Here is a 15,330-nt window from a genome sequence, read left to right as displayed (position 1 = left end):
AAAGTAGAAGTGGATCACGTTGTCAACGTCGGTTTCGAGTCCTTTGTTGTAAGGGATAGGATTCTCGCCGTTCTTCCTATCGAAAGCTCAGCTGTTCGGCGTCTTAAGCAGCTCGGCATGGAGACAGGCAAGATCGTCAACCTGACTTTCGGAAAGAGAACGAAGGCCGTATTGATAACAGACAGCGGTCACGTAATTTTCTCCTTTCTTCCGCCAAAGAGAATTATAGAAAAACTCTTCAATAATTAGGAGGCTTTATGGACATAAACATGGCACCTTTCGTCCCTTACGTAGTTGAAGACAGAGGGAGGGGTGAAAGAATCTTTGATATTTACACTAAACTGCTTTCAGAAAGAATAGTCTTTCTCGGGTGGCCCATCGATGATGAAGTTTCAAATATAGTCGTGGCTCAACTCCTCTTCCTTGAATCTCAAGACCCCGAAAAGGACATAAGTCTATACATAAACACCCCGGGTGGTTCGATAACTTCCGGATTGGCGATATACGACACAATGCAGTATGTAAAGCCCGACATCTCTACGATTTGCATTGGGATGGCAGCCTCGATGGGCGCGATATTGCTTGCCGGAGGAACAAAGGGAAAGAGATTTGCGCTACCTAACTCAAGGGTAATGATTCACCAGCCTTTCGGTGGTGCAGAGGGAGTAGCCAAAGACATCGAAATCCGGGCGAAGGAGATTCTTTACCTGAGGGACGAACTGAATAAAATCCTTGCCAAACACACTGGACAATCAATAAAGAAGATAGAGAAAGATGCCGACAGAGACTTCTTCATGAGTTCTGCCGAAGCTGTCGAGTATGGGATGATAGACAAGGTAATCGAACAAAAGACGAAAGAAAAAGCAGAAGAATGATAGAGAGAGATTAACCGGCCGGCGCTGAGCGCCGGCTTTTGATGTATCCGGAGTGGATAAAGTGGCCGAAATGACACCGATGATGAAACAATACCTTGAAGTCAAGAGGAATTACAAGGATTGTCTGGTTCTTTTTAGGCTTGGTGACTTCTACGAGACTTTTCTCGATGATGCTAAGCTAGTTTCAAATGAACTGCAGATAGTTCTAACTTCAAGAAACGGGGTGCCGATGGCGGGCGTCCCCTACCACTCAGTTAACGGCTATCTCAAGAAGCTTGTCGAAGCGGGTTACAAGGTTGCGATTTGCGAGCAGACAGAGGATCCCGCGCTTGCGAAGGGACTCGTGAAGAGAGAGGTTACCAGGGTAGTTACTCCTGGAACTCTTGTAGAAGACGAGTTACTACCCGAAAATGCAAACAACTACATTGTCTCTATTGGAAAAGCCGAAGAGAACTTCGTTCTGGCAACGGCAGACGTATCTACCGGTGAGGTACTCCTGTCAAGCGCCGACGACATCGTCTCGTTGAAGGACTCTATCGCAGCTATCGGGCCGTCACAAATACTACTGAAGGAAAGTCTGAAGAACCTGAAGAAGGAGATTTCGTCGGCATCGTTTGCAATGGTAGAGATAGTCGAAGACTGGCATTTTGCACTTTCTTCGAGCATTAATTACATCAAAGAGTTCTATTCGATAGTCGCTATCGATCATCTCGAACTGGATGATACTCAGATCGAGGTTCTCGGAGCTCTGTTCAAGTACCTTGAGTCGATCAATCTCGGTCCCATGAGACATCTTTCGCTTCCAAGGGTTATCAGAAAGTCCGACTCTATGCAACTCGATTCTTCCACTATCGAAAACCTGAATCTCTTCAAGCTCGAAAGAAAGGGTTCGCTCTTCGAGATACTTGATGAAACTGTTACTGCAATGGGAAGAAGAAGGCTGAGACGGTGGCTGTTTTCGCCCCTTGTCGACAAGAATAGAATCGAGGAAAGGCTGGACACTGTTCAAGCGCTAAATTCGGATCGCCGGCTTTTAAATGAACTCAGAGAATATCTGCAGCATGTATTCGATATCGAGAGAATAAGCACCAGACTTTCAATAGAGAAGGCCGCACCAAGAGACCTGCAGTCACTTAGAACCTCCCTCTCGGTGCTACCCTTTATCAAGGAGCTACTCTCGGGCGAACCGGCTCTTGAAAGACTGAGCGACCGGGTCGAACTCTTTCCTGAAGAGCTCGATCTTCTTCAGCGCAGCATCATGGATGAACCCTCCTCAACAGCTGGAGAAGGAAATGTAATCAGAATGGGGTTCAACGAAGAACTGGACGTCCTTCGAGATCTCCTTGACAACTCGGTTGAGAGGATGAAGGCGATCGAAGCTAGTGAAAGAAAAGCAACGGGAATCTCTTCTCTGAAGGTCAAGTTCAACAAAGTCTTCGGTTACTTTCTCGAGGTCCCGAAGAGTCAGACTAACAAGGTCCCCGAGAGCTATACCAGGAAGCAGACTCTTGTGAACTCCGAGAGATATATTACACAGGAGCTCAAGTCGTTTGAAGACAAGATACTGAGCGCAAACGAAAAGATAGAGACACTCGAAAAAACTCTCTTTTCGAGTGTCTGTTTACAGCTTGCTAGTTCACTGGAGAGATTCAAGAGTGTAGCGCTGGTATTATCTGAAATCGACGCTTCTCAGTCGCTGGCATCTGTAGCAAGAAGAAACAACTATTCTCGCCCCCGTTTTTCAGAGCAGGGAAAGGTGAAGGTTTCTAGCTCGAGACATCCTATTGTAGAGAAATTTGTGGCTGACTTCACGCCTAATGACATATCCATGAGCCGTACAGAGAATTTCTTCATTGTAACAGGACCGAACATGAGCGGAAAATCCACTTTCATACGGCAGATTGCCTTGCTCTCGATCATGGCTCAGATCGGCTCCTTTGTGCCTGCAGATGATGCGATGCTATCAATCTATGACAGGGTCTTCACAAGAATCGGTGCAAGGGACGAACTGGCAAGCGGAAAATCGACTTTTCTAGTAGAGATGATGGAGACGGCAACGATCCTCTCCAAGGCGACGGAAGACAGCCTGGTGATCCTGGACGAAGTGGGCAGGGGAACAAGCACCTTTGACGGTATTTCAATAGCATGGGCGGTTTCGGAGTTCATATACGAGGCGGTGGGATGTCACACTATATTCGCCACTCATTTCACGGAGCTAACCGAACTCTCTAATATGTACACGGGCATCAAGAACAAGACTGTCCGCATAGTTGAAACCGAAGAAGGAATAGTATTTCTCCACAAAGTTGTGGACGGAGTTGCAAACAGATCCCACGGAATAGAGGTTGCCAAGCTTGCAGGAGTACCCGAGGCAGTTCTTTCCAGGGCAAAAGAGATTTTGAAGGTGATCTCCAAGCAGTCTGCCCTGGACAAAGCGGTCAGGGTATTGACAGCCGAAGATCTCAAGGAGATAAGGCAATCAAAGAAAGGAAAGATGAACAGAAATCAGATCACTCTATTTTGATGCTGATAAGACATTCTGCATTCCGGAGGTTGGGCATGTCGAGAATCGAAAGGTTTCGAGAAAAGCTTAGAGAAAGCAAGCTTGACGGGTTTGTTCTTTACAACATGGAGTCCAGCAATCGCTCCAATTCCTGGTATCTATCCGGGTTTTCCGGCTCTTTCTCAGTTCTTATTGTGACCCCGAAGGGCGAGTACATAGTGACTGATTCGAGGTACTTCACTCAAGCCGAAATTGAAACGCACTTCAAGCTGATCCCTTTCAACAATGGCGACGAACTCAAAGACGTAATTCAGGCGACGCTGGCCAAAGATGGAGCCAGCCGTGTGGGATTTGAGGAAGAGACGATCAGCTATGGTCTTTACAAGCGAGTCTTCTCCCAGCTAGGCGTCGAACTTGAACCCGTAGACAGTATTCTCAAGGATCTTAGGATGGTAAAGTCTCCGGAGGAAGTCGAGAAGATGAGACTGGCAGTCAAGATCGCCGAAGATGCGCTTACAGAGACTTTCAACTTCATTCGTCCGGGAAGGACTGAGGAAGAAGTATGTGCGGCACTCGAATATGAGATCAGGAAGAGAGGAGGCTACCTTGCCTTCGAGACGATAGTGGGCAGCGGACCGAGAAGCGCAATAGTTCACGGCAGACCGTCCAATAGAACACTCCAGGAAGGCGATTTTCTCTTGATCGACTACGGGGCAAGGGTAGACGGCTACAACTCGGATATTACAAGAACTTACAGTATAGGGGAACCGTCTGACGAAATGGTGAAGGTTTATGAAGTGGTTCTCAAAGCGCAAACAGAAGCTAAGAACGCCTCAAAGGCAGGGGTTATAGGAAGCCAGATACACGAAGTTGCAGCAAGTATAATTAGAGAGGCGGGTTATGGCGACTACTTCGGTCACGGCCTGGGCCACAGTCTGGGAATGGACACTCACGATGGCCAGGGGCTTTCTCCTAAGAACTGTAATCCTATCCCGGCCGGAGCGGTCATTACGATAGAGCCGGGCATCTATCTTCCCGGCAAATTTGGGGTTAGAATAGAAGACGATTGTTATTTTTGTGAAAGCGGAGTAGAAGTTCTGACAAATCTAGATAGAGAGTTGAAGATTCTTTAGAGATCCGGAGGTGGCTTCTAGATGATAGAAGTTGGAAAGATTAGAAAGGGAACGCCTCTTATCATTGATGGAGATATTTACATCGTGACTGAAGCAAATAAGCACTCAATGGGAAGAGGAGACGGGATAATTCGGACGAGGATGAAGAACATCAAGACCGGCCTCGTTAGGCAATTCACGTTCCAGGCAAGTGAGAAAGTGGAGGAAGCGGCGCTTTCATTCAGACATGTGCAGTACCTTTACTCGGAGGATGAGATGTTCCACTTCATGGACCTCGAAACATTTGAGCAGTATACAATCGGTTTAGACGAGATGGGAGATGCCCTGGACTACATAAAGGAGAATGAAGTGGTGGATCTTCAGTTCCATGAAGATAGGCCGATAGGTATTGTTCTTCCGAACACTGTGGTTCTGGAGGTGAAAGACACCGCTCCCGCTTACAAAGGCGACACGGTTTCGGGAAGCGGCAAACCGGCCGTTCTGGAGACGGGGCTCAAGGTGACGGTTCCATTCTTTGTCGAAAACGGTGAGTTGATTCGAGTAGACACAAGAACCGGCGAATACATCGAGAGAGCATAAGGAGAAAGGAGGGAGAATTATGGATTTTGAAGAGACTGATCTCGGCAGAATCGAGATCTCGGAGGCAGTGATCCGGGATATCGCTATTCACTCCTACATTGAATTTCTGAAATTCGATCCTAAGGAAGCCAAAGCACGAAAAGAAGCCAAGTCTACGGTAGATATCGACCTCGACGAAAAGGTCGACGGTACGAAGACTGTCAAGATATCGGTAAACACAAAGATCAAGTATGGTGTCTCTATACCCTCATATGCCAGAAAGATGCAGGAGAAGCTGAAAAACGATGTTGAAAGCTTCAGCGGCATAAAGGTTGAAGACGTTTCCATCACTATCGAAGATGTCTTTGAAGAGGCCCAAAAACCAGTGATTATTGAGGAAGAAGAGCTCGAAAAGAGCGAAGCAAAACCTGAACCGGAAGAGATGAAACCAGAAGCGACTGAAGCGGAAGAGCCTGAAGACGAAGAAAAAGAGAAAGAGGTTTGAAGAGGTGAAGGCAGGTCTAAACAGAAGCAGACGAAGAATGAGGGAAATTGTTTTCAGTGCGATCTATCAGTATGACTTCAACGAAGACGTGGAGACTTCATCTGATTACCTTGAAAGGGAGTTGAGCTTCTTCTCGATGGAAGACGAAATGAAGTTGAGAACACGTAAGTACTTCGAGAGCATCTTGAAGTATCGAAGCGATATTGACGAAGTGATACGAAAACACCTTATGAACTGGACATTCGAGAGACTTGCCTCGATCGATAAGAACGTCCTTAGGCTTGGAGCGTATGAGATCATTTATGAACCCCAGATACCAATTGAGGTGACACTTAACGAATCGATCGACATCGCCAAGAAGTACGGTTCGGAGCAGGGCGGGAAATTCGTAAACGGCGTTCTCGACAGAATTGCTCGGGAGTGCGCATCAACAGAGAAAAAGCATTTATGAGGAGGAGACCATGCTGACCGATCTGGAGATAGCACAAAAAGCAGAGCTGAGGGAGATTGACGAAGTTGCCTCATCGATTTCGATTCCCGACAAACACTTGAGGAGATTTGGAAAGTACGTAGCGAAAATATCTCACCTATACCTCAATGAGCTGCAGGATAGACCCGATGGAAAGCTGGTTCTTGTTACGGCCATAAGTCCAACAAGCGCAGGTGAAGGAAAGACGACAACTTCTGTGGGTCTGGCAATGGCACTAAACAAGATCGGGAAGAAGACCTTCGTAACTCTCAGAGAACCATCCGTTGGACCGATAATGGGAATCAAGGGAGGGGCTGCCGGAGGCGGCTACTCTCAGGTGCTTCCGATGGAAGAAATCAATCTGCACTTCACAGGAGATTTTCACGCGGTATCGATGGCACATAATCTTCTTTCGGCTGTTATTGATGCACATATTAACTTCAAGAATGAATTGAAAATAGATCCGACGCAGATATACTGGCCGAGAACAATGGACATGAACGATCGGGCTCTCAGACAGATCATCGTGGGGCTAGGCGGTTCGGCAAACGGCTATCCCAGAGAAGATTCATTTGTAATAACCGCCGCATCTGAGATCATGGCTATCATTTGCCTTTCGAAGAACCTCGTTGACCTGAAAGAGCGCCTCTCGAAAATCATTGTGGCTAGAAGTTACGACGGAGAGTTCATAACAGTTGAGGATTTGGACGTCCAGGGCGCGATGGCAACTCTACTCAAAGACGTTCTTGATCCGAACCTAGTTCAGACTCTTGAAGGAACTCCGGCTTTCGTTCACGGAGGCCCGTTCGCGAACATCGCCCACGGAACAAACACCCTGACTGCCACAAAGATGGCTCTCAAGCTTTCCGATTGCGTAATTACCGAGGCAGGCTTTGGAGCGGATCTAGGCGCACAGAAATTTCTTGACTTTGTCTGTCAGGTCGGCGACCTGAATCCAAGCGCAGTGGTTCTCGTTGCTTCGATCAGAGCGCTGAAGCTAAACGGAGGTGCTTCCAAGAACGAAATCCAGGAAGAAGATATCGAGAGCCTGAACTATGGGTTCAAGAATCTCAAGGTTCATTTTGAGAACCTCAGAAAGTATGGGATCCCTGTAGTTGTGGCTCTAAACGAATTCCCAACAGATACGGCGAAGGAAAGGGAAACGTTTGACGCTCTATGCAAGGCTGACTCTATACCTTACGAATTGTCGAAAGTGTGGGCCGAGGGCGGTGCAGGTGGAATCGATCTCGCAAAGAAGCTACTTGAGGTCATTGATCAGCCCAATAGCTACAAGCCCCTGATACCAATGGAAGCTCCGTTTGAGGAAAGGCTGGAAAAACTTGCAAAGGAAATCTACAGAGCCGGAAGAGTAGATCTTGAACCAGCGGCTAAGAGCAAACTCAGGCTCTTTAAGAAGAAGGGTCTCGACCGTCTTCCGATAATCGTCGCCAAGACCCAGTACTCAATTTCTGACGATGATAAAAAGCTTGGAGCGCCGGAAGGCTACACTTTCAAAGTACGAGATCTCAATCTATCGGCAGGTGCCGGATTCATAGTTGTGGTTGCCGGCAAGATAATGCTGATGCCCGGACTCGGAAAGGATCCCAACGCGAAGCACATAGATATCGACGCAGACGGAAAGATCAGCGGGCTCTTTTGAGGTGATGAAGATGATACTTGATGGAAAGATCGTTTCAGAGAGTATTTATTCTGATGTCAAAGAGAAGATCAAAGAGAGAGCGGGAAATCTTCCTTCGCTCGTTCTCTTCTGCGATGAGCCCGATGCTTCTAACAAGTCGTATATGAGATCAATAAAGAAGCAGGGGGAAAAACTCGGCATAGAGGTCATTGTTCACGACAGCGGGATCAATCCCATCGAAGAGATCTCGAAGATGAACAACGACAAAAGCGTTGCGGGAATAATGGTTATGCATCCTCTTAAAAACGCCGATGAAAAGGCGGTTCTGGCCGCTCTCGATCCGGGAAAGGATCTGGAGGGTCGGACGGTATCGAACCTCGGCGGAATAATCAACGACGAGGAGTTTTTCGCTCCTCCAACTGCCGAGGCCGTGATGGAGATTCTGAGTTACTACGGAATCGAAGTCAAAGGCAGGGACATAACTATTGTTGGAAGATCAAACACGGTCGGAAAGCCTCTGGCACTGCTGCTTCTCAAAAAAGGTGTAGACGGTACGGTTACCGTTTGCCACTCGAGGAGCAGGGACATCTCCGAAAAGACTTTCAACGCCGATATAGTGGTTAGTGCCGTTGGAATAGCGAAATTCGTGCATCGAGAGATGATCAAGCCAGGGAGCATTGTAATAGATGTGGGAATCAATTTTGTTGACGGCAAGCTGGTTGGAGACGTTGACTTCGATGAAGTCAGCCAGATAGCTGCAGCGATAACCCCTGTTCCCGGAGGAGTGGGCAGCGTAACGACGGCGCTCTTGTTCAGGCACTACACAAAATCCCTTGAAAGATTGGAGTCTTAGCAGATGAATGAACAGCCACTATTCAGGCGACTAAAAGACTACTCCTATGCCCAGCTGGAGGTTCTTGCCAGCGAAATTCGCGACACGATAACGAGAGTAGTTTCCTCTAACACAGGTCATCTGGCTTCCAACCTGGGTACCGTCGAGCTGACAATTGCGTTATATAGAGTGTTCGATCCCGATGAAGACGTTTTAATATGGGATACGGGACACCAGGCATATACTCACAAGCTGCTTACGGGGAGATACGGTTCCTTTGGCTCCTTGAGGAAGAAGGGTGGAGTTAGCGGTTTCCTTAACAGGATTGAGAGTCCGTATGACTTCTTCGGTGCCGGCCATGTAGGCACGGCTCTTCCTGCCGCAATGGGTATAGAGCAGGCAGATAACATATTCCGAAGCTCAAGGAATGTCGTTGTTGTTGCCGGAGATGGGGCCTTGACTTCGGGAATGGCACTGGAAGCTTTGAATCAGATGAAGGACATAGGCTCGAAGATAAAGGTGATCGTTAACGATAACGGAATGAGTATCGGAAAGAATGTGGGGAGTCTTTCGTCTTCTCTTGCCGAACTGAGACTCAATCCTGTGTACAGAGAAATGAAGGGCGATCTCAAGAACACGCTTGAAGCGATGAAACTGGTAAGCCTGGAGCAGTTCCTGTCGAAAATCAAGAGCGGCCTGAAGGCCTCAATTCTAGGCGGAAACTTGTTCGAAGACATGGGGCTAAACTACATTGGTCCGGTTAAAGGCCACGACTTCCAGGAGATGGAGGCCGTGTTTTCGGCAGTCAAGCAGCTCAGGGAACCCTTCCTGGTACATGTTGTCACAAAAAAAGGCAAAGGTCTTGAGTATGCAGAATGCAACCCTACCAGGTTCCACAGTGTCAGCAAGATCGACCCGGATAGTGGAGAGAAGATCTCGAACAGCGGCGAACTTTCTTACAGCGAGGTCTTTGGAAAGGTCCTGACAGAGCTTGCGGAGGAAGATCCTTCCATATCGGCAATAACCGCCGCAATGCCAGACGGAACGGGACTGGCAGAGTTTGCGAAGAAATATCCTGCCAGATTGTTCGACCTTGGCATAACGGAGCAGCTTTGCACCACTTTCGCCGCAGGGATGGCAGCAGCGAAGACGAAGCCGGTCTTTGCAGTATATTCGACTTTCTTGCAAAGAGCCTTGGATCAGTTGATCCATGATGTGGCCCTTCAGGATCTGCCGGTACTATTCGCAGTAGACAGGGCAGGAATAGTTGGGCAGGACGGACCGACCCATAACGGAATCTTCGATATTGCTTTCCTTTCGATGATTCCAAATATGCAAATTCTTGCACCTTCGAGCCTGAAGGAACTGGCGAACATGATCTTCACTCTCTTCGCTGAGAAATGGATCGACCATCCCACTGCGATTAGATATCCGAGAGAGACGGAACTCCAGAGCATCGACGAGATTCTCTCGAACCTGAGGAAGATAGAGCTGTTCAAGTGGGAAAAGGTGATCGACGGAAAGGAAGCCGCCATTCTTGCAACAGGAGCAATGGTTTCCAGGAGCAGGGAGGCCGCTCTCTTGAACGGATATGCACTCTATAACTGCCGATCAATAAAGCCGTTCGACAAAGCGGCTCTAGGACAAATCTTTGCCGATTACGACCTGATTGTGACGGTTGAAGAGGGAATTATGAGCGGGGGCTTCGGCTCCAACGTAGCACTTGAAGCTATTAGGCAGAATTACAATGGTAGAATCGATATTATTGCAATTGAGGACCGTTTCTCTTCTCACGGCACAAGGGAAGAGGTATTGAATGAGCTGGGGCTAGATGCCAGGGGAATAGAGAATAGAATCTCTAAACTGAGAGGTGAAAAGAATGCAAGTAACTACAGAATTCGGTAAGATCGATATTTCTCTTCAGGCGATATCTTCGATAGTCAAAAAGGTTGTATCTGAGTCTTACGGACCGGTGAACGTCGGATCGCCCCAAACGGGCTTTTTGACAAAGCTTTTCGGCACGGGAGAGGATTCCAGAAAGGGAATCAAAGTAACCGAGGAGATCGACGGCACGCTTGAGATAGACATCGATTTGATTCTCGAGTACGGGGTAAGAATTCCCACAGTCGTTGAAAACATCCAGGAAAATGTATTTCACAAGCTGAAGGAGCTTACTGAAGCAACCAATATAAAGGTGAATATTCACGTTGTCGGCTTGCAGGATTGATGGGAGGCAAAAGAGATGAAACGGATCAACGGCAAGTTTTTTGTCGCCGCCTTCCAGAAAGCCGCTGAACGACTTCTGGCAAATAAAGATGAGATCAACGCGCTTAATGTCTTTCCTGTTCCAGACGGAGATACTGGATCGAATATGGCGGCCGCTATGATAGACGCATGCGAGTATCTCGATAGATTGAAGAAAGATGATTTGGTGAGCGTTCTGGAAGCGGTCAAGACCGGCATGTTGATGGGTGCCCGTGGGAACTCCGGTGTTATTCTATCTCAAATATTCAGAGGATTCGCCGAGGGAATCGGAAACAGAAAGTTTGTTGGCACAAAGGCCTTTACCGAGGGCCTGCAAAAAGCAAAAGAAGTCGCTTATAGATCCGTAATGAAACCGGTTGAAGGTACGATGCTTACAGTTGTGAAGGTTACCGCAGAGACTGCCAACGAGCATTACGGAGACATTGAAGATTTCGAAGAGTATTTCGAGAATCTTATCAAAGTGGCTTTTGACACGGTGGAGAAGACACCGACCCTCCTGCCTAAACTAAAGGAAGCTGGAGTAGTAGATTCTGGAGCAAAGGGATTGGCTCACATATTCGAAGGATTCCTGCTGGCAATAAAGGGCGAGTTGGAACTCGAAGGACCTATTCAGCAAATGCCGCAGGCAATGGGTTCTTCAACTGAACGAATCGTCGAGATCGTAAGGGAAGAACTCAAGTTCACTTACTGTACAGAACTGATAGTCAACCTTAACGACTCCGAGAACCCCGAAGAAACTTCGGAAGTAATGAAGGCATACCTTGAAGAGATGGGCGATTCAATCGTCATGGTTCACCAGGATGAATTGATAAAGATTCACGTACACACAGATCATCCCGGAGATGTAATCGAGAAGTTTCTGGGAATCGGTTTTCTTCAGAAGGTGAAGATAGATAACATGAGGGTCCAGCATGAACATATAGTTGACATTCAGTCTAGAGGGCCCGAGATGTACGGCAACGGAAAACATCACGGAGTCATTGTGGTCTCGCCTGGAGACGGTCTCGCAGATGTTCTTAAGAGTCTTGGAGTTGATTTTGCAGTAAAGGGCGGCCAGACCATGAATCCGAGTTTGAAGGATCTTTACGAAGCTATCAGCCGAGTTACGGCCAACAAGGTAATAGTGCTTCCGAACAATCCAAACATAATTCTTACCGCAAAAGAGGCGGCGAATGCAATTCACGACGACAACCCCGAAAAGCAGGTTTACATCATCCCTACACGCACCGTTCAGGAAGGGATAGCGGCTATGACCGTCTATAACGACGAGATGGAAACCGAGTCGTTGATTGCCGAGATGAAAGAATCGGCCGAAGCAGTTTTTCCGATCTCTATTACATATGCCGTGCGTGACTCAAGCATGAAAGGAAAGAAGATAAAGAAGGGTGAATACATCGCGATAGGAAGAGAAGGCTTGATAAGCTCGGGCAGGAAGCTCGAGAAGCTTGTCCATGACTCGATTAAGATCGCTCTTGGCAAAGACACCGACAAGGAAGTGGTCACAATTTTTTACGGATCGGAAGTCTCCGAGGAAACTGCCGGGAAGCTCCTTGAATCTCTTTCAGGAAACTTCTCGGATCTTGAATTCGAAATCCACAGCGGTGGACAGCCATACTATTACTACCTGATTTCAATTGAATAGATTACCATTTCAGGAGGGAACGATGTACTTACAGGACGTAGTAGTAAAACTTAACTCATACTGGTCCGGTCAGGGGTGTATAATCGACCAGCCGTATGACCTGGAAATGGGTGCGGGAACATTTCATCCCTCGACATTCCTAAGATCGCTGGGCAAGAAGCCCTGGAAAGTCGCCTTCATCCAACCAAGCAGAAGACCCACAGACGGTAGATACGGCGAAAACCCGATGAGGGTTCAGAGGTATTTCCAGTATCAGGTGATTATCAAGCCCAACCCTGAGAATTCCCAAGAACTCTATCTTGGTTCTCTTGAAGCCCTCGGAATAAACCCCGTGGAACATGATATTCGATTCGTGGAAGACAACTGGGAATCTCCGACTCTCGGGGCCTGGGGAGTGGGCTGGGAGGTCTGGTTAGATGGAATGGAGGTCAGTCAGTTTACGTATTTCCAGCAGGTTGGCGGAATCGACGTAGACCTCGTTTCTCTCGAGATCACCTATGGACTCGAAAGAATCACAATGTATCTTCAAAAGAAAGCGAACATATTCGATATAGACTGGAATGAAGAGTTCAAGTATGGAGATGTATTCCTGGAGAACGAGAAAGAGTTCTCGGCCTACAATTTCGATGTGGCAAATACTTCCAGGCTCTTCGATCTCTACAGATTCTATCGCGAAGAATTCGATCTATGCATGAAAAACGGACTTGTAAGACCTTCTTACGACTATATGATCAAGTGCTCTCACGCCTTCAATCTTCTTGACGCCAGGAATGCCATCAGCGTATCTCAGCGTCAGAGCTACATCAAATCTATAAGAGAGATGGCAAAAACAGTTGCCGAAGCATATGTAGCCAAGGAGGCCAATTCAGATGAATGATCATAAGGCACTGCTTGAAGTCGGAATTGAAGAGCTTCCTTCAAGTGAGGTTCAAGGAATGAGAAAACAGCTCTTAGAGAGAATAGAGAAGTCTCTCGAGAGTAATCGTTTGGGTTATGGAGGAATCGAGATCTTCGTTGCCAGCAGGCGATTCGGAGTGTTAATTCGAGACATAGAATCCAGTCAGGCGGACTTTGTGGAAAAGAGAAAAGGCCCGTCAGAGAAGATCGCCTATAGGGACGGCGAACCGACCAAGGCGCTCCTTGGATTCCTTAGGGGAAGTAACTCTCAGCTTGACGAAGTGAGTATTGAAGACGGATATGTATACGTAGAGAGACATATAAGGGGAAAGACTGCCAGAGAACTCTTGCCTCAGATCTTCTCAGATATGTTGCGATCGCTGGATTTCAAGAAGCCGATGCGTTGGGGAGACGGAACTTATAGATTTGTGAGGCCGGTCAAGTGGATAGTTGCTATGCTTGACTCCGAAATCCTCGATATGGAGCTCTTCGGAAAGAGATCGTCAAACAAGTCCAGGGGACACCGTTTCTTCTTCGATGAAGTTGAAGTATCGCCTGAGAATTACTTTCAGAATTTGAGAGATGCTCTGGTGATCGCTCGAGAGAGCGACAGAGAAGAAAGAACTCTCTCTGAAATCAGAAGAATTGAGTCGGATATTAATAGCCAGATTCCTGTTGATGAAGAACTGCTTGCCGAAGTCGTTTCTTTGACAGAATACCCAACGGCAGTTCTGGGAAACTTCATGGAGAAGTACCTCTCACTCCCGCCTGAAGTAATCATCGTAACTATAAAGCACCATCAGAGAACTTTCCCGGTCTACAAAGAAGGCAAGCTGACTAACGGCTTTGTTGCCTTTCAAGACGGACCAGATGATCCGCTGGGAAACATTCGATTAGGGTACGAGGAAGTTATAAACGCAAGGCTCGAAGACGCCTTCTTCTACTTCGAGAAAGACAAAGAGAAACCGATCGAGAACTACGTAGACGGATTGGAAGGAATCCTCTTTCAGCGGGGGCTTGGCACTCTGAAAGACAAAACCGACAGAACGATAGCACTTTCAGAGGCGATCTCTAAGAAACTCGGAGCCAAGAGAGAAGAACTGCTGGAGGTTAAGAGAACCTCTCTTCTTGCGAAAGCAGATCAAACCACAAGAGTCGTGCAGGAGTTTCCGGAGCTTCAGGGGATAATGGGAAGAATCTACGCTGAACTGTCCGGCGAGAATCCCGACGTCTGTACTGGAATAGAGGAGCACTACCGTGACAATGTGGTTCCGGCAACTCTGGCCGGTGCCGTAACCGGAATATCCGATCGTATAGATACTTTGGTCGGTAATTTCATGATAGGGAACATACCCTCTGCATCGAAGGATCCGTACGCTCTGAGGAGAAAGACTTCTTTCATATTCAAGACAATGCATCATCTCGGATGGAAACTCGATCTTCTCGGTCTGATTGAAGAAGCTTCCAGTGCCCTTGCCGGGGTGAATAGTGAAACACTTGATGCCATCACCGACTTCTTCTCTAACAGATTCGAAGCGTTCCTTCTTGAGAAGGGCTTCTCGATGAACATAGCACGATCGGTGAAGGTGTGGTGGAGGTTCCCGTATCTCGGAGTTCGCGCGGCCGAAGCGATCTCAGAGTATGTAAAGAAGGAGGATTTTACAGATCTTCTAGTAGCTTATCAAAGGGTCCACAATATAAGCAGAGGTCATTCGAGCAACTTTTTTGACGGTTCTAAGTTCGTCGAGCAGGCCGAACGTGACTTACTGAACAACTATTTGAAATGCTTCGACGATGTAATGGAAGCGCTCGAGCGCGACGATTTCGAGAAATCGCTCCTGTTACTGACATCTCTTAAGCCTCACATAGACAGATACTTCGACGATGTCTTTGTTATGGCCGAACAGGAAGATATCCGCCTCAACAGACTAGGCTTCCTCAAATCTCTAGATCAGCTCTTCTTGAAGATAGGCGATCTCTCGCTGCTTCTCGAAGAAGAGAGAGCGTGAAGC

The 15,330-nt window shown here is 47.5% G+C and carries 14 protein-coding genes; all 14 read left to right on the top strand.

Translation table 11 applies throughout. The features are described from left to right. The first annotated feature begins 9 nt into the window (after positions 1 to 9). A complete protein-coding gene (locus V512_RS14195) occupies positions 10 to 249 on the top strand; it encodes a DUF370 domain-containing protein (protein WP_099831097.1) in 240 nt (79 codons plus the stop codon). An 8-nt stretch (positions 250 to 257) separates the two neighbouring features. Then, positions 258 to 875, top strand: coding sequence for an ATP-dependent Clp endopeptidase proteolytic subunit ClpP (gene clpP / locus V512_RS14190; protein ID WP_099831096.1), 618 nt, complete (start codon positions 258 to 260; stop codon positions 873 to 875). A gap of 70 nt (positions 876 to 945) precedes the next feature. Next, a complete protein-coding gene (mutS, locus tag V512_RS14185) occupies positions 946 to 3,399 on the top strand; it encodes a DNA mismatch repair protein MutS (RefSeq protein WP_099831133.1) in 2,454 nt (817 codons plus the stop codon). Positions 3,400 to 3,434: 35 nt separating this feature from the next. Further along, positions 3,435 to 4,511: a Xaa-Pro peptidase family protein gene (locus V512_RS14180; RefSeq protein ID WP_099831095.1), complete on the top strand. Its 1,077-nt coding sequence runs from the start codon at positions 3,435 to 3,437 to the stop codon at positions 4,509 to 4,511. Positions 4,512 to 4,532: 21 nt separating this feature from the next. Continuing rightward, the gene (gene efp / locus V512_RS14175) at positions 4,533 to 5,090 is read left to right on the top strand and encodes an elongation factor P (protein WP_099831094.1); all 558 of its coding nucleotides are present in this window, start codon (positions 4,533 to 4,535) and stop codon (positions 5,088 to 5,090) included. Positions 5,091 to 5,109: 19 nt separating this feature from the next. Further along, a complete protein-coding gene (locus V512_RS14170; protein WP_099831093.1) occupies positions 5,110 to 5,574 on the top strand; it encodes an Asp23/Gls24 family envelope stress response protein in 465 nt (154 codons plus the stop codon). Positions 5,575 to 5,578: 4 nt separating this feature from the next. Further along, entirely contained in the window at positions 5,579 to 6,025 is a 447-nt protein-coding gene (gene nusB, locus V512_RS14165; protein WP_099831092.1) for a transcription antitermination factor NusB, read from the top strand. 10 nt (positions 6,026 to 6,035) lie between these two features. After that, positions 6,036 to 7,703, top strand: coding sequence for a formate--tetrahydrofolate ligase (locus V512_RS14160; RefSeq protein ID WP_099831091.1), 1,668 nt, complete (start codon positions 6,036 to 6,038; stop codon positions 7,701 to 7,703). 10 nt (positions 7,704 to 7,713) lie between these two features. Next, positions 7,714 to 8,535 (top strand): bifunctional 5,10-methylenetetrahydrofolate dehydrogenase/5,10-methenyltetrahydrofolate cyclohydrolase, encoded by an 822-nt coding sequence (locus V512_RS14155; protein WP_099831090.1) that lies wholly within the window; start codon positions 7,714 to 7,716, stop codon positions 8,533 to 8,535. Between the two features lie 3 nt (positions 8,536 to 8,538). Next, positions 8,539 to 10,419: a 1-deoxy-D-xylulose-5-phosphate synthase gene (gene dxs / locus V512_RS14150; RefSeq protein WP_099831089.1), complete on the top strand. Its 1,881-nt coding sequence runs from the start codon at positions 8,539 to 8,541 to the stop codon at positions 10,417 to 10,419. Continuing rightward, entirely contained in the window at positions 10,394 to 10,741 is a 348-nt protein-coding gene (locus tag V512_RS14145) for an Asp23/Gls24 family envelope stress response protein (RefSeq protein WP_014730630.1), read from the top strand. Before dxs ends, V512_RS14145 begins: the two co-directional genes overlap by 26 nt. A 15-nt stretch (positions 10,742 to 10,756) precedes the next feature. Continuing rightward, on the top strand, positions 10,757 to 12,421 hold the full coding sequence (locus tag V512_RS14140; RefSeq protein WP_099831088.1) for a DAK2 domain-containing protein: 1,665 nt from the start codon (positions 10,757 to 10,759) through the stop codon (positions 12,419 to 12,421). 22 nt (positions 12,422 to 12,443) lie between these two features. Next, positions 12,444 to 13,298, top strand: a complete 855-nt coding sequence (locus V512_RS14135; RefSeq protein ID WP_099831087.1) for a glycine--tRNA ligase subunit alpha — start codon at positions 12,444 to 12,446, stop codon at positions 13,296 to 13,298. Further along, positions 13,291 to 15,327, top strand: a complete 2,037-nt coding sequence (glyS, locus tag V512_RS14130; RefSeq protein ID WP_099831086.1) for a glycine--tRNA ligase subunit beta — start codon at positions 13,291 to 13,293, stop codon at positions 15,325 to 15,327. Before V512_RS14135 ends, glyS begins: the two co-directional genes overlap by 8 nt. Positions 15,328 to 15,330: the final 3 nt, after the last annotated feature.

It is taken from the genome of Mesotoga sp. Brook.08.105.5.1 (genome assembly GCF_002752635.1).
Taxonomy (GTDB): domain Bacteria; phylum Thermotogota; class Thermotogae; order Petrotogales; family Kosmotogaceae; genus Mesotoga.
Note: the sequence above shows the minus strand (reverse complement) of the source record. Positions and strands in the feature narration are given on the sequence as shown.